Source organism: Reichenbachiella agarivorans, assembly GCF_025502585.1.
GTDB classification, from domain to species: domain Bacteria; phylum Bacteroidota; class Bacteroidia; order Cytophagales; family Cyclobacteriaceae; genus Reichenbachiella; species Reichenbachiella agarivorans.
Map to the genome: position 1 here is coordinate 230,672 of NZ_CP106679.1, position 20,253 is coordinate 250,924.

The following is a 20,253-nucleotide window of genomic DNA, read 5'->3' on the forward strand; positions in this document are numbered from 1 at the left end:
AGGTCTAGGTTTGAGCGAGTTTAGCATACTGTCAAATAGCAAAACACGTAGGAGAATCTAGAACTCTCTGGTACTGCCAACAACACTTTTTCGCCTTTCTTCAATCGACCACTATTGAGCAACTCATCCACCATCAGGTAGATCGATCCTGCACCTACGTTTCCTTTGCTGCTGAGATTGGTAAACCATTTTTCTTTGGGTATCCCCATACCATTGGATTCCAATATATCGGCAATCTTATCTTCAAAAAAGAAGCTTGACAAATGCGGCAAGAAGTGATCTACTTCGTCCACATTTTGATTTTTATCCTTGAGTATTTTGATCAAGTGATTGAATCCCAAGCTCACAATATTTTTGTCTAGCAGTCTGGTATCCTGCTTGATGGTCATCACTGACTCGTGCATGATATCCTCTGGCGCATAGTCCATATAGCTCTTGAGCGTACCATCCTCTTCTTTTTCTGCAGCCATATACATACAGGCTTCCTGTACGTTGGCATACGATATTCCCTCCACCCACTCTACTTTGAGGTTGAGACCATTTGGGTTGGGCTTATCTTCGAGCAGAAAAGTCGCTGCTCCATCTGAAAGCATCCATCTCAAAAAGTCCTTTTGAAAAGCCACCATTGGATTTTGCTCCAATGCTTCTAAGTGCTTCACTTCATCCTCGAACTGCTCTGATCTCAACACTCTTGACAACCTCTCTGAACCTGTCGTAATGGCCTTCTTCTTGTCTCCAATTTTGATCGACATGTAGGCATACTTGAAGGCATGCATCCCAGAGCAGCAAACTCCCGATGGGGACACCACTTCTATCGACTTCATCTCCGGCAACCAGCCATGCACCATCACAGCATGCGAGGGCATCATTTGGTCGGGAGAAGATGTCCCGCAAGACAATAAATCCACTTCCTTTATCTCTTCAGGATTAGACTCAAACAACTTTTTGATGGCCAAAGAGACCATTTGTGAGTTGGTATGTGTCGCTACACCCTCTTTGGTGATCGCGTAATGTCTTCCTTTGATCTTATTATTTCTTAATACAATGGACTTTGACCTTGATTTGGCTCCATTGACATAACCCAAGTAATCTTCCATCTCTTCATTGCTGATCAGGTCATTGGGTAAAAAACTTGACGTTCTTGTGATATAAACTTCCGGCATCTCTCTTGTCAGTTAACCCCGCAATAATACTCCTTTTTCCTTTTAATAGAACTCAGAGTAAAGGGTCTTAATAATAAATTAAAAATAGTTAATACAATAGGTGACACTACAAATAATGCAATAATGAGGTAGTATTTAAATCCTACCAACCATCGTTTTCTTTTGGCTGCTGTCGTTCCCTTTTTCTTGATGATGTTGGCCCAGATTTGAAATAACTTTTTCGCTCTCTGCTCAATAAACAAAATGTTAGTGGGTACACTTATTCTGTTTAGAGACAAAATTTGGCTTTGCAGATCGACATAATCTCCCTTATCCATGCTTTCCTTAACCAGCACGCCAAAGCGATCAGAATACTGAATATCCTCGTCACTGACTCCTGGTTTTGGGAATATCCCCAGTGGTTTGGTCTTCTTCCCGTCTAGCATCCAGTGCAAAATCGACACGACACTCGTCAGGTTGTTGGATCGATCGATCAATGGGATATTTCCCACCAACGTCGCTCCTGCCTCTCGCAACATGGTCTTCACGCTGTCCTGTGCATTGAGCCACATGTTGCGAGCACCAATTACGGTCACAACAGGCTTCCCTTTGATGATTTGTTTAAACTTCTCGTTTTTGAGCAAAGATGTCGTAGGGATCGAAGGAGACAAAAACCAAGGTTGATACCCGAGTATGATTAAATCATACTCTTCGTTGGCAAAAGTCATCGGCTCCAAATCAACAGGTTCTTCCAACACAGATTCAGGCATGGCATCAAAAAAACGCTCACTACTCCATGGAAATCCAAATGGTCTTTTCACCTGGACTTTCACCCTTTCCACCTCACCAAATGGGATTAGAAAACGATCTAATATCTCGTCCAGCTGACCTGTTTGCGAATAATTGATTGCTAATATTTTCTTCATGAATCCTAAAGACTCTTATTTGGTTGGTAAATCATCACTAGATATAACAGATGACTTCTTAGCATAAAGTGCAATCTGCTTTTTCAAAGCTGGCTTCAAACTTAAGTAATTATCTATTATGATTTTCTTATCCTCTTCCATGTTATCCTTATATCCCAATATCCCTGGGCTCTGTTCTTGGATGGCCAATCGAAGAAATCGATATTCTACTTCCTCCGGATTGGCTTCTATCTCTGCTTCCAACATGGTAGCTCCCTTCTTAAAGGATTTGACTTTGTCCCCCACTCCTTTTTGATATTCAGCCTCCTTGGCAATCAATGCACCTTGATAGGCTCTGATCAGAGATGTTTCTTTTTGCTTGCTCAATTCGTGCAATGCCTTTTCCAAGGACTCTAAAGAGTCTCCTGCCAGTGCCTGATACACCAACTTGGTGTTATCCATAGTACTTGATACCAAGGAAGAAAACACCAAAATATATGTCAGAAATATTTTCATAGGTAAGTTTTTATGACTGAGAAACCAATAAGTTGATCATCCCCCAACGGAACCATTTCTATTAAAAAAAGAGCAATATATTTAATAGACAAACCAAATTAAATATTGGTCATGATAAATAGATAATTAAATTTATGCCCTGAAGCCTCAACCCCTGAATATGAGGCATCAAAACAATAAACTTCGTGATATAAATTTCGACATGAAAGATCAATATGATGTAATACTGATGGGTGGTGGTTTGGCTGGATTGACCTTATCCCTTCAATTGAGAATTGACAACCCAGACATTTCCATATTGATATTGGAGCAGCGCAAAAACGAAGCGCCTACCGCTGCACACAAAGTGGGAGAATCTACTGTTGAGTTGGGCACATATTACTTACGCGAAGTATTAGGACTCAAAGATTATCTCGATGCAGAGCAATTGCCCAAGCATGGATTGCGATTTTACTTCTCTCCCAAGCATAAAAACAAGATCGAAAAAAGAGTAGAACTCGGCCCTAGGAATCGCCTCCCTGTCCCAAGTCATCAACTAGATCGCGGCAGCTTCGAAAACGAGCTAATGCGACGCAGCAAAGAAGCTGGGACGGATTTCTTGATGGGTGCCCGTGTCAAAAGTGTAGAATTTGGCGAGGAGCTCCACACCGTCACTTATATCAATGAAGGCGAAACCAAACAAGTCAAAGCTCGCTGGACAATCGACTCTACCGGTCGTGGTGCGATCCTCAAAAGACAAGAAGATTTCCAAAAACCAACGGATCACAATGTCAATGCTGTTTGGTTCAGAGTCAAAGGTGAAATCGATGTACATGAGTGGTCTACTGATGAAAACTGGACTAATTTCCTCAAACCAGGTCTGAGACGATTGGGCACAGTACATTTGATGGACACGGGCTATTGGCTATGGTTTATTCCCCTATCATCGGGCAACACCAGTGTGGGCATCGTCGCAGACCCTAGATTTCATGATTTCTCTGATTTCAACACCAAAGACAAAGCCTTTGAGTGGATCAAAAAAAACGAGCCACAGGCGTTTGAAAAAATGGGTCACAAAAAAGATGAGATTCTCGACTTCCTCCAACTCAAACATTATTCACACCATAGTGGCAAACTCTATTCAGACCAAAGATGGGCTGTCACAGGTGATTCTGGCGTATTCCTTGACCCACTCTATTCTCCAGGCACTGATTTTATCTCGATGAACAACACCTGGATTACGGATTTGATCACAAGAGATTTAGCTGGAGAACCGGTATTCATCCATGTAGATGTGTACGAAAAAACACATTTTGGCATCTTCGAGCACTGGATTCCTACCTACCTAGACAAATACCAATTGATGGGCAACAGCCAAATCATGGTCGCAAAGATTTTCTGGGACTGGGCTGTTTACTGGTCATTCTTTACCTTGCTTTTTACCAACAAAGGATACACCAACCTCAGAGTCCTCAAAGCCCTATTTGCGAATGAAGACAGCTTGGGCAGGAAAGTCGGCATCCTCAACAAAAACGTTCAGGATATGTTCATCGCATGGAGACCTCACGACACTGCAGATGTCTCAGAGAGATATGTCGACCCATTTGACATGGCTTGTTTGAGAAAATTCCACCACGGTCTGGAGGTTCAATATGACACTCCTAGCCTCTTGGACAAGGTCACAGAAAACATCGGCATCATCGAAAAACTAGCTGCTGAGTTATTTAGGCATGTGAGTCATAAAGTACATGGTACACCTATCGACATGTTGGTCGATCCATATACCATGGACCTCAACAACGTCAATACACAGCCTGAAAACGGAATTCCATCTGATCCAGACATGAGAAAAGACCTGGCAACTATGTGGTTCTATGACGTAGTAGAAGCTTGATGAGAATTTACACGATCAGTGGCCTAGGTGCGGACGAAAGGGTGTTCTCAAACCTAGACACTGGTCATGAGTTGATTCATCTCCCATGGTTGCCTCCTCTCTCAGATGAGTCATTGGCGGCATACGCCAAAAGATTGTCTCAAAAAATAGACACAAGCCAAGCCTTTTCGTTATTGGGAGTGAGTTTTGGTGGAATCGTCGCTGTAGAAATGGAGAAAATACTGAATCCTGAAAGAGTGATTCTTATTTCTTCTGCACAAATCAAATCAGACCTTAACCCCATATTTAGGTTCATAGGCAAGACAGGCATACTAAAAAACCTACCCTTGTCTGTATTTCGACCCCAACCCAAATATGTTGCTAGGCTGTTTGATGTTCAAGACAAATACAAAGAACTCCTTTTTGAGATTTTGAAAGACAGTGATGACCATTTCACCAAATGGGCCATGCACAGCATCTCCACTTGGCAAAATGAGCATCAATCTCACCGAGTGATGATGATACACGGCACCAAGGACAAAGTACTCAACTGTCCCAAAAGGGCTGAAGTAATAAAAATACATGGTGCGGGTCACGGCATGATTATGAATAGATCCAATGAAATCAATGAATTGATTCGGAAAATCTATCACAATGACACGAAAGAATAAGAAACTAAAAAAGAAAATCAAATCTATACTGTTAGCATCTCTATTGGCGACTTGCATAGTCTTGTGTTATTTGCTCTTCTTTTTCGTTTCCAACAAAGCTCCTATTCTGCAAGGAACAGTCGAATACCAACTTGAATACAAACCTGGTCTACATTTAGACCTCTATCGACCTACCAATCAAGTCTATACGATCTCACCAGTCTTGGTGTATTTTCATGGAGGAGCTTGGGTCTTGGGACGAAAAGAAGCCATCAACATCAATAGATTCAATGATGCCATCAACACACTTCGTGAAAACGGCTACACCATTGTATCCCCTGCATACACCCTAGCCCATGAGGGAAAATCACCATTCCCAGCATGTATCATTGATGGTTTTGACGCACTAAAATGGATAAAAACACATGCACAACAATACAACTTAGATCTGGACAATGTGAATTTGATGGGAGAATCTGCTGGGGCACAAATTGCCATGATGCTATCCTATAGTGACCCATATGATTTTGGTATTGACCACTCCATGCCCACAATCAGGTCAGTTGTAGACATATATGGGCCTAGCGATCTCCAGTCACTCTATTATTCACAATCCATAGACAGTCTTCAATCCCTACTAGCCAAAGTACCAGGCAGCATCGCCAAAAACCTAGATATCACGCAACAAATATGTGGTTTTGATCCTAAATCAGACAGCTTAAGAGCCCAAGAATTCATGGCCAAATATTCTCCTGTCAGATACATCACATCACAAGCATCACCAACTTTGATCATACAAGGCGATGCGGACATCATCGTGCCTCACAGCCAATCTGAAATCCTAAATCAGCGATTAACGGATTTTGGAGTAGACCATGCTTATTACTCACTAGAGGGAATGGGACACGCGCTTCGACTCGCTACGGATGCGCAAAAAGATAGCATGCAAATCTGGATCCCCGATTTCGTCATGAAGCACAGGTATGCTGACAATAAAAAACAGGAAGGAAAATGAGTATATATTAAATACTCCATACTTGGTGATAGTTAATCTAAAACTCACTTACAAGACATCTTTAGAACCATCTTGGTTCTGGAATCTAAGCCTAAAACGCCGCAATCAAAAGCAGAATGAATGCGCCTACCACGATCCAAAACTTATAAGAAACCAAAACTGGGATAATCACCAAATTGAGGTGCATCAGTACCATCATGAGGACAAGGAGGATGGCGATAAGTTTCAAGGTGGATTTTGTTTGACTGCTCATTTTTGCTGATTTTAATTCGGCTCAATATTAATGACAATTTCAGAAAATCCATATTTGCTTAGTTTTAATTTATAATTAAAATCGGTCATTCCCCTTTCCATCCAAAAATGAATATCTTGGCGACATGATTTTAGATGACAAAAAAACCATCAACGCCTGGTGCTCCTATGACTGGGCCAACTCCGTGTACAACCTCATCGTCACGACTGCCATATTCCCCATCTACTACAGCAACGCCACCAAGGCAGCATTCGGAGAAGACGGCATGGTGTCCTTCTTTGGGATACAAATCGATAGTTCTGTATTGTACTCATATGCCATCTCTTTTTCATTCTTGATCGCAGTGATTCTCTACCCTATTCTATCCGGGATTGCTGATTACAGGGGAGCTAAAAAGGCATTCATGCGCTTCTTTACTTATCTTGGTTCGATTGCATGCATGGGACTTTACTTCTTTGATGGTGCCAACATAGAGCTTGGTATCCTACTCGCTATCACAGCGAGCATTGGTTACGCTTCTTCCGTCGTATTTTACAACGCCTTTTTACCAGAGATTGTCTCTGAAAGCAAAATGGATGCCGTCAGTGCCAAGGGATTTTCGATGGGCTATATTGGCTCTGTGCTATTGCTTATTGTGAGTTTGGTACTCGTACAGATGCCTGAGACTTTTGGGTTTGACGGTGCAGGTGCTGCTACAAAATTTGTCTTCCTCATGGTAGGCCTCTGGTGGTTCGGATTCTCGCATATTGCACTTTCCAAACTGGAAGACCTGCCTACAAAAAATAAAATCAACTCTGAAGTATTGAGTGCTGGATTCAGAGAATTGAAAAAAGTCTTTCTTTCGCTCCAAACCCGCATCAACTCCATTCGCTTCTTGAGTTCGTTCTTCTTCTACAGCATGGGAGTCCAAACTGTCATGCTACTCGCGCCACTCTTTGCTGCCAACGAAATCGGCATGGAATCCGCTGAGATGATCATCGTCATCCTGATCATCCAACTAGTAGCCATCGGTGGAGCATACTTATTCGCCCGCATCTCTATTTGGAAGGGAAACAAAGTCTCCATCATGATTTCAGTAATCGTTTGGATTGCCATCTGCATCATGGCTTATTTGATTCAAGACAAAACCGCCTTCTATGGACTCGCAGCTCTATTAGGCTTGGTGATGGGTGGTATACAGTCAATCTCTCGCTCTACCTATTCCAAATTGATTCCTGAGGACACCAAAGACACCGCTTCCTACTTTAGTTTCTATGATGTGACTGAGAAGCTCGCGATTGTCATTGGCACGCTTACCTACGGCACCATTTTAAATCTAACTGGGACGATGAGGAACTCCATCCTTTTCATGACCCTATTTTTTGGAGTAGGGCTGTTGATATTGTTTTTTACCCGACTCAAAGATAAGTCTGCGTGATTTACCGTTTGCTCAGAGAGATCGTACGGATTGCGATTCATGCGTTTTATCGTGATGTCGTAATTACCAAGCCTTTTAATATTCCTCACAAAGGCCCACTGATTATCATGAGCAATCACCCCAACACGCTAATGGATCCCCTGCTACTAGCAATCCTGTTTAAGCAGAAAATCGGCTTTTTGGCAAACGCCTCCATTTTCGTCAATGGCATTGTCAGCAAGGTTTTCGAGTACTTTCATGTGATACCTGTCTACCGAGAGCAGGATATCAGTGCAGGACAATCCCTCAACAACGAGGAGAGTTTCAGGGCTTGCTATGACTTTTTGGGACATAAAAACACATTGACCATTTTTCCAGAAGGGACGAGTATCCATGAACTCAAACTCCGAAAGATCAAAACAGGTGGTGCACGTATTGCCTTCGGTACAGAGCAGCACCATGATTTCCAATTGGGGACAAAAATCCTTCCTGTCGGATTGTTTTACAACAACCCCACTCAATTCAGAAGCAAGGTCTATGTGAATTTTGGGGAGGTAATTTCGGTGGCAGATTACCAGTCTCAATACCAGTCTGATGAAATCGAAACTGTCAAAACCCTCACTTCGGATATCCGAAGTTCATTGGAGCAGCTCACCCTCCACACCGACCATCCAGAACACGAGACGCTATTTTTTCAAATCAAGAGAATCTACAAAAATCAACTCAAACGTGAATTTAGTTCCGAAAGTGATTTCAAAATCAACCAAGAGATCGTAGCTGCCATCAACTATTTCAACCTCTACCACCCCGACCGCTACGAAGAACTCAAAGAAAAAATCAATGCCGTAGATGAAGTATTCAACGAACTAAAGGCTAAAGACAAAGGAAAACAAGGCGTCCTAAGACAGGTCATCTCCCAACTAGGCAAAGCCATCTATCTCCTGTTAGGCTTTCCAATATTTCTGTACGGCGTGATACACAATTTTATTCCTATACAGCTCCCCGCTTATCTCTCCAAAAAAATAAGTTCCGAAAAAGAGTACCATGCTTCCATTTCTTTGGTTTTAGGCATTCTACTGTTTCCGATTTGTTACCTGGGATGGATATGGCTCGCTTATATGCAGCTGGGACTGACATGGTTTCAATGTATCCTGTACTTAGTTTCTCTACCGCTGAGCTGCATGTATGCCCTACCCTATTACCGCTTTGCCAAACGAACCTGGCGATATGTTCGCATACTTCTAGGCAAAAACAAGAGAGAGCAAATGGCACATTTGAACCAGCTCAGCACCGACATCAGACAAGAACTAGACAATGCCACACAATTGTATTTGAACAGAACAAAATGACGAAAATCTATCACAATCCCCGATGTGGGAAAAGCAGAAACGCCCTGACACTACTACAAGAAAAAGATGAAGATCTAGACATCATCGAATACCTCAAAACACCACTGACTGAGAATGAATTGACCACCCTGATCCAACAGCTCGGTATCTCTGCAGAATCCCTGGTTCGAAAAGGGGAAAACATCTACAAAGAACAATACAAAGGCAAAAATCTAAGCGAGAATCAATGGGTAGAAGCCATGGTACAAAACCCCATTCTAATTGAGCGACCCATCGTAGTGAAAAATGGTCGAGCAGTCATCGGACGACCTCCTGAAAATGTGCTAGAAATATTATAAGTCAAGCTAATTGAAGGACAATCAAACGGTTATACATTTTTTCACAAAAACATCCAGTATTTTTCAAATTCACGTTGCAGTTCTCAAAAATGTTATGCTATATTTGCATCTCGTTTTTGAGAGGTACTCAAAAGTATTCAGGAAACGAGGGAATTTTAGTCCCGGAGAGGTGGGTGAGTGGCTGAAACCACATGTTTGCTAAACATGCGAGCGTGAAAACGCTCCGGGGGTTCGAATCCCCCTCTCTCCGCACAAAATGTAGAAGAAAAAGTCTTCTGAAAAATATCGCTGGTCCATTAGCTCAACTGGATAGAGCAACTGCCTTCTAAGCAGTAGGTTTCAGGTTCGAGTCCTGAATGGATCACAAAGATTCGTGATTGACAAGAGGAAAATTGTAATTGCAACAGCCTTCTAAACAGTAGGTTTTAGCGGTTCGACGATTCGATTCGAGTTCTGAATGGATCACAAGAGATTGTCAAATTTACCGGTGACAATTTATAGCTCGGGATGTAGCGCAGTCCGGTAGCGCACCTGGTTTGGGACCAGGGGGTCCCAGGTTCGAATCCTGGTATCCCGACTACAAAAAGCCACTTTTCGAAGTGGCTTTTTTCTTTTCAGTTTTGATAAAAAGTGTTTTTGGTTTTGACTAGTTCTCTGCTAAATTGTCACTTCTTATTCGGGATGTAGCGCAGCCCGGTAGCGTACTTGCATGGGGTGCAAGGGGTCGCAGGTTCAAATCCTGTCATCCCGACTGAATAACACAAAAGCCTAGCATTTTGCTAGGCTTTTTGTTTTTAGTTTCTCTCCCGTCCTGAAACAGGATCGGTCAATAAAGTTGGGGGATGTTATAATTAATTTTCTTTGCCAGAAAAAAGAGCATTGGAAAAAAACTTGCTCTGCTAGGTTAGTGAGGTCACACAATCACTCATGACCGACAGAACTTATCTCTCTTTAACTAACAGATGATTCAAGATTGCTCAATGCGACATCTTCCTCCGACAATTCACGTGTTAGCCAACCTCTTTTGCTCGCCGTAGCAATGGCATAAGGTGTGATCCAAAACAATCCGAAGGTATACAAGATACTGTACGAATACGCCCAAAAAGACTCGTAGATATTGTATTTTCTGGCATAAAACAAGGCAGGAAAACTAGATAAAACCAAAATACTGAGCAACGTAGAACTCACAAACAACACAGGATGTGTCAGTATAAATATCATCATCAAGATGATGAAAGGATAGGCAGTCAAAATCCTGAGCCATTGATTCACAAACAACAGTCTCGCTCCAAATTTAGAGCCCTCTCTAAAATCCTTGAATACAAATTGTGACATCATGATATTCTCACGGACGTTGCTCCGCTCCCAACGAATAAACATCTTGTACAACCCACTGTAACTCTCAGGTACATTGGTCAGTACGTGAGCATTTTTCTGAAACAATACGTGGTATCCTTGCTTCAAGATCATATTGGTCATCGCACGATCTTCACCTATATCAGATGGCTGCCCCATGAACGTCTGATTGACCCATTCGGTCAGACAAGACATGACGGCATCTTTGCGATAGGCAGCCAAGGCTCCTGGTGTACAGAGCACAGTCTTCAAACTACCCTGCGCAGAACGGATAAATTCGAAACTAAACACAAAGCTCACACTGAGCATCCGTGGGATAATGGCTCGTTGATTATTGAGTACTCTGACATTGCCAGCCACTGCGCCACAGTTTTCATCCGTAACGAATGGACTGATTAGATTGCGTAGTGTGTCTTTCTTGATGATCGAATCACTATCAATTGTCACAAACACCTCTCCAGTAGCCAATTTAAATCCTCTGTACAGCGCATGACGCTTTCCCATATTTTTAGGTTGCTGATAGATCGAGAGACGATCACCCAGCTGCGCCTTGGCCTTTTGCATCCATTGCCAGGTATCATCCTTGCTACCATCATCTATCGCTACCAGTTGCATTTTACCCTCTGGAAAATCACTGTCTGCAATACTCATTAAAGTGTCTAAAACAAGCTTGCCTTCGTTGTAAGCTGGTACTATGATAGAGCAACTCGGTAGGAGTTCGTCAGAGACTGATGGAGTCACCTTGTACCTGAAAAATAAAAACAAATCGTACAAAAAGAAGCCACCCTTGAAGAGCAACAATGATGTACTCACCACGATGAACACAAATCCTAGTGGAGAATTGGCTCTTTCGGTCTGAACCTGATCAAAAAGTGGTTGTAATTCATAAACTAAAAACACAGCTGTACCCAAAAGTAAAAGTGTAATCAGACGAACCAAAAAACCCATTGGATTGAGCGTTTCCTTCGCATGGCTGACTAGACCCTTGGAGTCCAAAGTATCTACCTCTACCTTGCGAGGAGAAATGCCCCATTTCAAGAATTTGCTATAGATAAAAATCAGGAGGTTGGATAGATGCTGCTTGCACGCAGTTGTAAATTTTTCTGTGAAGAGTATTTTCTCAGGAGTGACTTTATCACTTCTCAACTTTGCTGTTCTCATTGCTTATATTTTGATACTTTGATTAGCCCTCTTCATACTCCTATCCAAAATCTGACAAGCAAATCCTGAATAGGAGGAAGAAGTAGACAAGCTCTAAGTTGTCAAGTAATATGCCAATAGGTATGAGCAGGAAAACGAAGCGTATGAGGGGTTTTGGACAATTGACCCATGGGGCAAAGTGTAGAATGTTTCTACACTTTGGGGTACATCTCTACTAACTGTGGAAACCTTGATTCTGCTTCAATGAGCAAATAAACGCTAAATAAGAGATTGAGAGATAGGTGCTATACTTATCGGACAAATAGTTTGCCAAGAAGTAAATACCAAACAAATCGTAACCAAGGCCTAACGAGTCATAGCAAGGTATCCTCCATATCACTCAACTCTATATTGAGTGCCTTGGTAGAAATTTGGATTTCAATCAATGAAAAAACCAACGAAAGTAACAAAGAAATCAAACTGATCCCAAAGAGATAATTGGCAATGGTATATAGCTCTTGAAACAAAGCGATCATGCATGCCACAGTGAAGAGAAAACTCAACACGCCCATCGCTTGCATACGCCGAACGAGATTGAGCCTATTCCTTAGGTTTTTGATCTGCACTACCACCAGTTTGAGCTCGTTGTTCTTTTGGTACTCACTATGCAGTCCCCGTATCAAAGTTGCCAGTGCGAGAAAACGATTGGTATATGCCAGCAACAACAAGGTAATGGCTGGAAACAACAGAGCCGGTGTAGATATATCCAGTTGCAATATTATTGACCTTCGATGATGGCAATCAACTCACCGGCATCCCACGGCTTGCCCATACTGCCATCCAGATTGTATGATTTCATTGCGTGACGGATGATTTCATCATTGATGTATTCAGAAATAATGATCCTGATCATGTGTGGGTATTCATCACTGACTTTGGCAAGCATCTCTACTCCTGTCATACCCGGCATGCGGTGATCACAGACGATGATATCGTATTTTTCATTGGCCAAAAGCTCCATTCCTTCCTCTGCACTACCTGCGGTAGTCACATCATACTTTCTTTTGAATGCTATCCTAAATACGTTGAGGTTGGCTACCTCATCATCTACGTACAGTAGTTTTTTCTTCTCTGACATAAAATTAAAAAATCCTTTTCCAGCTGGTTTGAATGTAAAGTAGTAAATATTTACAACAATCAAAATGCCTCCCTTACAGACAAGTACACTCCGTATTGTCCATTGTCACTAAATCCCAAATCAGCTCTGATATTTAGCTTTTTATCTTTGATGGCTTGGAATCTACCTCCCAATCCATACACAAACCTGACATTGTCAGTATTAAAATTAGAAAAGGTATCAAATACCTCTCCCACACCTGCAAATATCACACCTCCAAACCTCCAAAACAACTCTTGCCGCGCTTCTACTTGAAAATACATCGACTGTCTGTCTCTGTAAAGATTCTGATGATCAAATCCTCTCAACCGATTGTCTCCTCCCATGAAGTTTAGCTTGTAAAAAGGGATGTCCGTTCCCGAAGACAAATCAGCCTTAAACTGATACGCTAGTATGTTTTTAGGCCCCAAGAGTTCAAAATAATGACGGAAATCGAACGAATACTTTACGTAGTTAAATTGACTTCCGATCGCCTTGCTATATAGATTAATCGATGCAGTGATGTATTTTCCTTCGGTTGGATAGAGTGTACTGTTGCGAGAATCATAGCTGGCAGCTGGTCCTATCCCGATATTTCTACCACCATGTACACCGTTGGGATCATCAGCATCCAACATCCCACCTTCTATTGGCATGATATCATTAAACTGGATATCATACACCAGACCATAAAACAAGTTGGCATTATGCGGTTTTAGTACCCTGCCTTCCAACTGAAGGTAGTTGTTATCATAGCGCTCCGTAGAATCTGGACTCGTATCATTCCCTATTCCATAATAAGAGTCTGGGTATTTGTAGAGCCTAGAGATTAACCCAATATTGATTCCCCTTTTGGTATAAAAATCAAACTCAGACTTGAAAAGAATCTGCTTGTTGGTTGTGAAAACCAAGTAGGGCGTAATAGATGTAGGTCTATAATAACCACTCTGACTGGTAGGTCTATCCAACACTATGAAAGCAATCGCTCCGATGTTGAGTTTGCTCTCTGGCGAATACGCCAATGCTGGATAAATAGCGAATTTTTTCGTTGTGTTTTTTGCACTATCGCTCTCTTGTCCCTTTGATACAAGAGCCAAAAACAAGAGAGCGATAGTGAAAAGACTATTTCTCACACTTAGAGGCTAGGCACTACTTTGAGTCCTAACTCTTCCAATTGCTCCTGAGCAATTGGTGATGGTGATTCTATCATCACATCTCTGGCAGAAGTATTCTTAGGGAATGCGATGAAGTCTCTGATCGAATCAGATCCTCCAAACATCGAGCAAAGTCTGTCAAAACCAAAGGCGATTCCACCGTGAGGAGGCGCACCATATTCGAAGGCTTCCATCAAGAACCCAAACTGAGCTTTGGCCTCTGCATCACTAAAACCTAGATGTTTGAACATCAGGGCTTGTGTCTGTTTATCGTGAATTCTGATCGATCCTCCACCAATCTCCACACCATTGATAACCAAGTCATAGGCGTTGGCCTTGACAGCTCCTGGATCAGTATCCAACATTGGGATTTGATCCAATTTTGGAGAGGTAAATGGGTGGTGCATCGCGTGGTATCTCTTAGAATCCTCGTCCCACTCTAGCAATGGAAAGTCTAGTACCCAAAGAGGCTTAAAATTCATTGGATCCTTCAACTCCAGTAAATCACCCATGTGGAGACGTAAATCATTCATTTGTTTTCTGGCGGCATTGACAGTCCCAGACATCACGAGTAGCAAGTCTCCTGATTTGGCTCCAGCCTTGTCTGCCCATAGTTTCAGATCCTCTTGTGAGAAGAACTTATCAACGGAAGACTTGAACGTACCGTCTTCGTTGCACTTCACATGCACCAAGCCTTTGGCACCTACCTGTGGTCTCTTGACATAGTCAGTCAAAGCATCCAATTGTTTTCTAGTCCACTCACCACACCCTTCTGCACATATCCCAACTACTAGCTCCGCATCATCAAACACAGAGAATCCTTTGTTTTGTGCTACATCATTGAGCTCCACGAATTGCATCCCGAATCTTACGTCTGGTTTGTCTGATCCGTACAAACGCATAGCATCATCGTACTGCATGTGTACAAACTCTCCTACTTCTACACCGAGTGCTTCTTTGAACAAGAATCGAGTCAAGCCTTCGAATGTATTCAATATATCTTCTTGCGTAACGAAAGACATCTCACAGTCAATCTGAGTAAACTCAGGCTGGCGATCTGCTCTCAAGTCTTCGTCTCTAAAACACTTCACAATCTGGAAATACCTGTCAAACCCAGACACCATCAGCAATTGCTTGAAAGTCTGAGGAGACTGTGGCAAAGCGTAGAATTCTCCTTTGTTCACCCTAGATGGCACGACAAAGTCACGTGCTCCCTCAGGAGTTGACTTGATCAATACTGGTGTTTCGACTTCCATGAAATCTGAGTCAGAAAGGTACTTTCTCGTAGCTTGCAGCATCTTGTGTCTCAGCATCAATTTGTCACGCACCTCATTTCTTCTCAGATCGAGGTATCTATATTTCATTCTGACCTCTTCTCCACCATCTGTATCATTGTCGATGATAAAAGGAGGTACTTTAGACGCGTTGAGTATTTCCAATGCAGCCACTTTGATTTCAATATTACCGGTCGGCATATTGTCATTCTTAGCATAGCGCTCTACTACTTCACCTGTCACCTGCAAAACGAACTCTCGCCCCAGTGTCTTAGCTTTGGTCAATACAGCAGAGTCAGTTACACCTTCTTCGAAGATCAACTGTGTCACACCATATCTATCTCGGAGGTCAACCCAGACCATTCCTCCCTTGTCTCTTACTTTCTGCACCCAGCCACATAGTGTCACTTGGTTGCCAGCGTTAGCGGATCTTAATTCTCCACAAGTATGAGTTCTCAGCATGCTTATCTTATTAGTAGTAAAAAAATGAGGCGCAAATTTAATCATTGTAAGGTATTGGGCTTCATAGCCAACTACTTTAATTTTGTTTTTTCACAAAGAACCTTAAATCTCAGTTCATGCAACTCTTATTCATTATCACCTGTCTGTTTTTCAAAAGCCTTGCCATTGACTTAATTCCTACTCAAGTCACAGAAAACATCTCTATGCCCATCCCATCAGGGTTTCGTCCCATGACCGATGACGAGATCGTATCCAAATACTTTACCACCAAAAGACCTCTTGCACTCTACACTGACAATAGCCTCATGATCGATCTAGGTGTCAACAAATCCGTCACTGAATGGAACGAAAAAGACATCGAGATCATGGCAAGCTTCCAAAAGTCGAATGTTTTTAGTTTGTATGATGATGTCAAAATCATTTCTGAAGGCAGCAGAGAGGTAAATGGGCGCAAACATGTCTACATGGAGTTTGTCTCTACGGTCAAACCAGATGAAAAGTCCTTCAGGCAAGATGCTCCTATCCAAAAATACACACTCATCCAATATGTGATTGTCGGTCGACATGCATTAGTATTCAACTTCACATGCCCTTCGCAGTTGCAGAGTGAATGGCAAACTACCTCTCACCAAATCATGGAAGGCATCCACATCAAAGGCAAATTGAAATGATCCCTGGACTACACAGTGATGAAGCCTTTATGAAGGAAGCACTCAAGCAAGCACAGTATGCATTTGAAGAAGGAGAAGTGCCCGTGGGTGCAGTAGTGGTCTGTGATAACAAAATCATCGCCAGAGCCTACAACCAAACCGAGCGACTCAATGATGTCACTGCCCATGCTGAGATGCTTGCAATCACCTCGGCGGCCAATTACCTAGGAGCTAAATACCTAACCAATTGCAAACTCTACGTCACGCTAGAGCCATGTACCATGTGTGCAGGTGCTACTTATTGGTCTCAGCTAGACGAGATAATCTACGGAGCACATGATGAAAAACGAGGCTTTAGCAAACACAACGCTCAAATCCTCCATCCCAAAGCCAAACTCAAAGGAGGAGTCCTAGAACAGGAATGTGGACAACTAATTACATCTTTCTTTTCTGATCTTCGTAAGTAACAACCAGAAACAATCGATTGACAAGAGAGAATGATGATCATTTTTTCTTTCTTTCTGTCAAAGAAATTCTACTTTTACGAGTAATTATTTTTAACACCATAAAACGACAATATCATGGCATTCGAATTACCATCTTTACCATACGCACACGATGCACTAGCACCTAGCATCGACAAACAAACCATGGAAATCCACCATGGAAAACACCACAACGCATACGTAACCAACCTCAATGCTGCTATTGCTGGCACAGAGATGGAAGGAAAATCTCTAGAAGATTTGATGAAGAATCACTGTGACAACACCGCTGTCAGAAACAATGGCGGAGGTCACTTTAACCATTCTCTATTTTGGACAGTAATGAGTCCTGACGGTGGCGGAAACCCAACTGGAGACATAGCAGCAGCTATCGATTCAGCATTTGGTTCTTATGACAACTTCAAAACTGAATTTGCCAAAGCTGGCGCCACAAGATTCGGTTCTGGATGGGCTTGGTTGTGTGTCAAAGGTGGTAAATTAGAGATTTGCTCTACTGCCAACCAAGACAATCCATTGATGCCTCAGGCAGGCTGCGAAGGTACTCCTATCCTCGGATTGGATGTATGGGAGCACGCTTACTACTTGAACTATCAAAACAGACGTCCTGATTACATCACCGCATTCTTCAATGTGATCAATTGGACAGAAGTAAACAAAAGATTCGCAGCTGCTAAATAATTTTAGCCAATTAGCTGACACCAAAAGCCTTGTATGGAACTCCATGCAAGGCTTTTTTGTTTAACTTGAATGCTAAACGGAGACGTCAAAAAAGAACCGAAACTAGGGTTTTACCGTTATCTACATTTAAAAATATCCAAAAACCTAAATACTCCGACTATTCAAGCCATCAACTCCACATTAGCAGAAGATAGTTCTCTTTCCTCACTCAAAGCGAAATATCTACAAATCAGAGCTCAATCCGAAAAAATATGCGCTCCACTCCAAGCCGAAGACTATGTCGTGCAACCTATTGTGGACGTCAGTCCTCCCAAATGGCATCTAGGTCATACGACTTGGTTCTTTGAGAAAATGCTACTTGAACCGTTCTGCAAGAACTACAAAGTTTTCCATGCCGAATATGATTATGTATTCAACAGCTACTATGAGAGTATTGGCAAGCGAGTCTTGCGCACCAACAGAGGCAATCTCAGCAGACCCTCTGTATCAGATGTGTACAAGTACAGAGCTCACATTGACCAGCAGATGTCACAGTACTTGACAAATCAAAAATTAACTAGTGATGAAATCAACATTCTGGAAATCGGTCTCCAGCACGAGCAACAACATCAAGAACTATTGCTCTACGACATCAAATATATCCTCGGTACCAACCCACTGTTTCCTGCCTATCAAAACAAATTGACCCTAACTGAAGCTACTACAACGAGACCTCTTGGATTCCTCAAAGTAGCAGCGGGCAACTACAAAATTGGTCACCAGCGTGAAGGTTTTAGTTTTGACAATGAGCACGGTGTGCATCAAGTGTACCTACATGATTATCAAATCGCAGATAGACTGATCACCAACCAAGAATATTTAGAGTTCATCACAGATGGCGGCTATGAAAACTTTAGATTTTGGTACTCCGAAGCTTGGGAGTGGGTCAAGAACGAACAAAAGAAAGCACCTTTCCATTGGCATCTGATCGATGGGACATGGCATCACTACACGATGAATGGTCTAGAACCGATCAATCCTACCGAACCTGTGAGCCATGTGAGTCAGTTCGAAGCAAGTGCCTTTGCCAACTGGAAAGGTATGCGTTTACCAACCGAGTTTGAATGGGAAGTAGCCTGCCAAACTCATCAGCCCGATATTCCGAAAAGCGCCAATTTTGTAGAAGAAGGGTATTACCGCCCCAGAGTCGCGAGTGAAGGCAATTTTCAATTCTACGGAGATCTCTGGGAATGGACTAACTCTGCCTACCTGCCCTACCCATATTATAAAACAGCAGAAGGTGCATTGGGAGAGTACAATGGCAAATTCATGATTAATCAGATGGTACTACGAGGAGGCTCCTTTGCCACTCCTCTAGATCACATCAGACCCACGTATAGAAATTTTTTTCATCCACACTTAAACTGGCATTTCACAGGAATTCGCCTCGCAAAGCATGATTGAAACACTTGAAAATACCACGATCACAAGCAAAAAAGCAGTCTTCCTCAAAGAGGTTCTGACGGGATTGAACAGTGTCCCAAAAACTTTACCTTCCAAATACTTCTACGACAAGATTGGAGATGCACTCTTTCAGCAAATCATGGAGTTGGATGAATATTACCTCACACAGGCAGAATTCGAAATTTTTGACCAGCAAAAAAAACAGATCCTCCAAGAATTTTCTCCGAATGGAGAATCTTTCAATCTAGTCGAGTTTGGTGCTGGAGATGGGTATAAAACCAAAGTACTGCTCAAATACTTCCTGTCACAAAAAGTAGATTTCGAATACATCCCTATCGATATCTCTCAAAATGCGCTGGATGGGCTAAAAAAAACGCTGAATCAGGAGATTCCTGACCTCAACATCACCCCCATGCAAGGGGACTATTTCCAAGTGTTGGATCGTTTGAGTCACGCCACCTCCAAAAAGAATATAATCCTGTTTTTAGGATCCAATATAGGCAACTTCTCTCCGACTGAATCCACCAAATTCTTATCACAAATCAGGGCAGACATCAACATGGGCGATCACCTGATGATAGGAATCGACCTCAAAAAAGATCCTGCCAAAATACTGGCAGCCTACAACGACCAAGATGGAATCACAGCAGAATTTAACCTCAATCTACTCCATCGTATCAACAAAGAACTAGATGCCAACTTCAATCCAGAGCAATTCAAGCATTACCCATTTTACAATCCAATCACAGGAGAATGCAAAAGTTCGCTCATCAGTCTTCAAGATCAAGAGGTAAAAATTGGTAACTCTACCATCCATTTATCCCAATGGGAACCGATTCACACAGAAGTCTCAAGAAAATTTTCGTTGAAAGAAATCCACGATTTGGCGGCCCGATGCGGGTTTTGTATTACTTCAGACCTATCTGATCGACACGGATATTTTGTAGATTCTATTTGGAAAGCAGTTTAATTTTAAATTTGTGATGAAATATTCATCTTAAATTCTATTTTTGCCTTC

20 protein-coding genes and 4 tRNA genes are annotated in these 20,253 nt (G+C 42.2%); 15 read left to right on the plus strand and 9 right to left on the minus strand.

The window, feature by feature from the left end; genetic code table 11:
• Nucleotides 1–20: 20 nt before the first annotated feature.
• Genes N6H18_RS00955 through N6H18_RS00965 form a run of 3 tightly spaced genes read right to left on the minus strand, consistent with a single transcriptional unit; the run spans nt 21 to nt 2,563 of the window.
• On the minus strand, nt 21–1,163 hold the full coding sequence (locus N6H18_RS00955) for a beta-ketoacyl-ACP synthase III (RefSeq protein WP_262309980.1): 1,143 nt from the start codon (nt 1,161–1,163) through the stop codon (nt 21–23).
• Between the two features lie 8 nt (nt 1,164–1,171).
• The gene (locus N6H18_RS00960; protein WP_262309981.1) at nt 1,172–2,068 is read right to left on the minus strand and encodes a hypothetical protein; all 897 of its coding nucleotides are present in this window, start codon (nt 2,066–2,068) and stop codon (nt 1,172–1,174) included.
• A gap of 15 nt (nt 2,069–2,083) precedes the next feature.
• The gene (locus tag N6H18_RS00965; RefSeq protein ID WP_262309982.1) at nt 2,084–2,563 is read right to left on the minus strand and encodes a hypothetical protein; all 480 of its coding nucleotides are present in this window, start codon (nt 2,561–2,563) and stop codon (nt 2,084–2,086) included.
• A 202-nt stretch (nt 2,564–2,765) separates the two neighbouring features.
• Between N6H18_RS00965 and N6H18_RS00970 the strand changes: the two genes are divergently transcribed.
• Genes N6H18_RS00970 through N6H18_RS00980 form a run of 3 tightly spaced genes read left to right on the plus strand, consistent with a single transcriptional unit; the run spans nt 2,766 to nt 6,080 of the window.
• A complete protein-coding gene (locus N6H18_RS00970) occupies nt 2,766–4,436 on the plus strand; it encodes an NAD(P)/FAD-dependent oxidoreductase (RefSeq protein WP_262309983.1) in 1,671 nt (556 codons plus the stop codon).
• Nucleotides 4,436–5,086: an alpha/beta hydrolase gene (locus tag N6H18_RS00975; RefSeq protein WP_262309984.1), complete on the plus strand. Its 651-nt coding sequence runs from the start codon at nt 4,436–4,438 to the stop codon at nt 5,084–5,086. Before N6H18_RS00970 ends, N6H18_RS00975 begins: the two co-directional genes overlap by 1 nt.
• Nucleotides 5,070–6,080, plus strand: coding sequence for an alpha/beta hydrolase (locus N6H18_RS00980; protein ID WP_262309985.1), 1,011 nt, complete (start codon nt 5,070–5,072; stop codon nt 6,078–6,080). The genes N6H18_RS00975 and N6H18_RS00980 overlap by 17 nt, the downstream gene beginning before the upstream one ends.
• A 91-nt stretch (nt 6,081–6,171) precedes the next feature.
• Here N6H18_RS00980 and N6H18_RS00985 read toward each other — a convergent pair whose 3' ends face one another.
• A complete protein-coding gene (locus tag N6H18_RS00985; RefSeq protein ID WP_262309986.1) occupies nt 6,172–6,333 on the minus strand; it encodes a hypothetical protein in 162 nt (53 codons plus the stop codon).
• 124 nt (nt 6,334–6,457) lie between these two features.
• Between N6H18_RS00985 and N6H18_RS00990 the strand changes: the two genes are divergently transcribed.
• The 7 genes from N6H18_RS00990 to N6H18_RS01020 all read left to right on the plus strand — a co-directional run bounded on the left by N6H18_RS00990 (nt 6,458) and on the right by N6H18_RS01020 (nt 10,167).
• On the plus strand, nt 6,458–7,750 hold the full coding sequence (locus N6H18_RS00990) for an MFS transporter (RefSeq protein WP_262309987.1): 1,293 nt from the start codon (nt 6,458–6,460) through the stop codon (nt 7,748–7,750).
• Nucleotides 7,747–9,078, plus strand: coding sequence for a 1-acyl-sn-glycerol-3-phosphate acyltransferase (locus N6H18_RS00995; protein ID WP_262309988.1), 1,332 nt, complete (start codon nt 7,747–7,749; stop codon nt 9,076–9,078). The genes N6H18_RS00990 and N6H18_RS00995 overlap by 4 nt, the downstream gene beginning before the upstream one ends.
• Nucleotides 9,075–9,416 carry an arsenate reductase (glutaredoxin) gene (gene arsC / locus N6H18_RS01000; RefSeq protein WP_262309989.1) on the plus strand — a complete coding sequence of 114 codons (342 nt, stop codon included), beginning with the start codon at nt 9,075–9,077 and terminating at the stop codon, nt 9,414–9,416. Before N6H18_RS00995 ends, arsC begins: the two co-directional genes overlap by 4 nt.
• 163 nt (nt 9,417–9,579) lie before the next feature.
• Nucleotides 9,580–9,666 (plus strand) — tRNA-Ser (locus N6H18_RS01005).
• Between the two features lie 40 nt (nt 9,667–9,706).
• Nucleotides 9,707–9,780: transfer RNA gene (locus tag N6H18_RS01010), tRNA-Arg, on the plus strand.
• Between the two features lie 139 nt (nt 9,781–9,919).
• Nucleotides 9,920–9,993, plus strand: a tRNA-Pro gene (locus N6H18_RS01015).
• A 100-nt stretch (nt 9,994–10,093) separates the two neighbouring features.
• A tRNA-Pro gene (locus tag N6H18_RS01020) sits at nt 10,094–10,167 on the plus strand.
• Nucleotides 10,168–10,367: 200 nt separating this feature from the next.
• On the opposite strand, the gene N6H18_RS01025 is transcribed toward N6H18_RS01020, so the two are convergent.
• The 5 genes from N6H18_RS01025 to aspS all read right to left on the minus strand — a co-directional run bounded on the left by N6H18_RS01025 (nt 10,368) and on the right by aspS (nt 15,958).
• Entirely contained in the window at nt 10,368–11,933 is a 1,566-nt protein-coding gene (locus N6H18_RS01025) for a glycosyltransferase (RefSeq protein WP_262309990.1), read from the minus strand.
• A gap of 353 nt (nt 11,934–12,286) precedes the next feature.
• Nucleotides 12,287–12,688, minus strand: a complete 402-nt coding sequence (locus N6H18_RS01030) for a DUF2721 domain-containing protein (RefSeq protein ID WP_262309991.1) — start codon at nt 12,686–12,688, stop codon at nt 12,287–12,289.
• A gap of 2 nt (nt 12,689–12,690) precedes the next feature.
• Nucleotides 12,691–13,050 (minus strand): response regulator, encoded by a 360-nt coding sequence (locus tag N6H18_RS01035; RefSeq protein ID WP_262309992.1) that lies wholly within the window; start codon nt 13,048–13,050, stop codon nt 12,691–12,693.
• A gap of 59 nt (nt 13,051–13,109) precedes the next feature.
• Complete coding sequence (locus tag N6H18_RS01040) at nt 13,110–14,201, minus strand: BamA/TamA family outer membrane protein (RefSeq protein WP_262309993.1); 1,092 nt, start codon at nt 14,199–14,201, stop codon at nt 13,110–13,112.
• 2 nt (nt 14,202–14,203) lie between these two features.
• Complete coding sequence (gene aspS / locus N6H18_RS01045; protein ID WP_262309994.1) at nt 14,204–15,958, minus strand: aspartate--tRNA ligase; 1,755 nt, start codon at nt 15,956–15,958, stop codon at nt 14,204–14,206.
• 116 nt (nt 15,959–16,074) lie between these two features.
• Between aspS and N6H18_RS01050 the strand changes: the two genes are divergently transcribed.
• From N6H18_RS01050 to egtD, 5 genes are all read left to right on the plus strand, one after another.
• On the plus strand, nt 16,075–16,629 hold the full coding sequence (locus N6H18_RS01050; RefSeq protein ID WP_262309995.1) for a hypothetical protein: 555 nt from the start codon (nt 16,075–16,077) through the stop codon (nt 16,627–16,629).
• Nucleotides 16,626–17,075, plus strand: a complete 450-nt coding sequence (locus N6H18_RS01055; RefSeq protein WP_262309996.1) for a nucleoside deaminase — start codon at nt 16,626–16,628, stop codon at nt 17,073–17,075. Before N6H18_RS01050 ends, N6H18_RS01055 begins: the two co-directional genes overlap by 4 nt.
• Before the next feature lie 114 nt (nt 17,076–17,189).
• Nucleotides 17,190–17,792 (plus strand): superoxide dismutase, encoded by a 603-nt coding sequence (locus N6H18_RS01060; RefSeq protein ID WP_262309997.1) that lies wholly within the window; start codon nt 17,190–17,192, stop codon nt 17,790–17,792.
• Between the two features lie 69 nt (nt 17,793–17,861).
• Nucleotides 17,862–19,235 (plus strand): ergothioneine biosynthesis protein EgtB, encoded by a 1,374-nt coding sequence (gene egtB / locus N6H18_RS01065; protein WP_262309998.1) that lies wholly within the window; start codon nt 17,862–17,864, stop codon nt 19,233–19,235.
• Nucleotides 19,228–20,205 (plus strand): L-histidine N(alpha)-methyltransferase, encoded by a 978-nt coding sequence (gene egtD, locus N6H18_RS01070; protein WP_262309999.1) that lies wholly within the window; start codon nt 19,228–19,230, stop codon nt 20,203–20,205. The genes egtB and egtD overlap by 8 nt, the downstream gene beginning before the upstream one ends.
• The last annotated feature ends 48 nt before the right edge of the window (nt 20,206–20,253 follow it).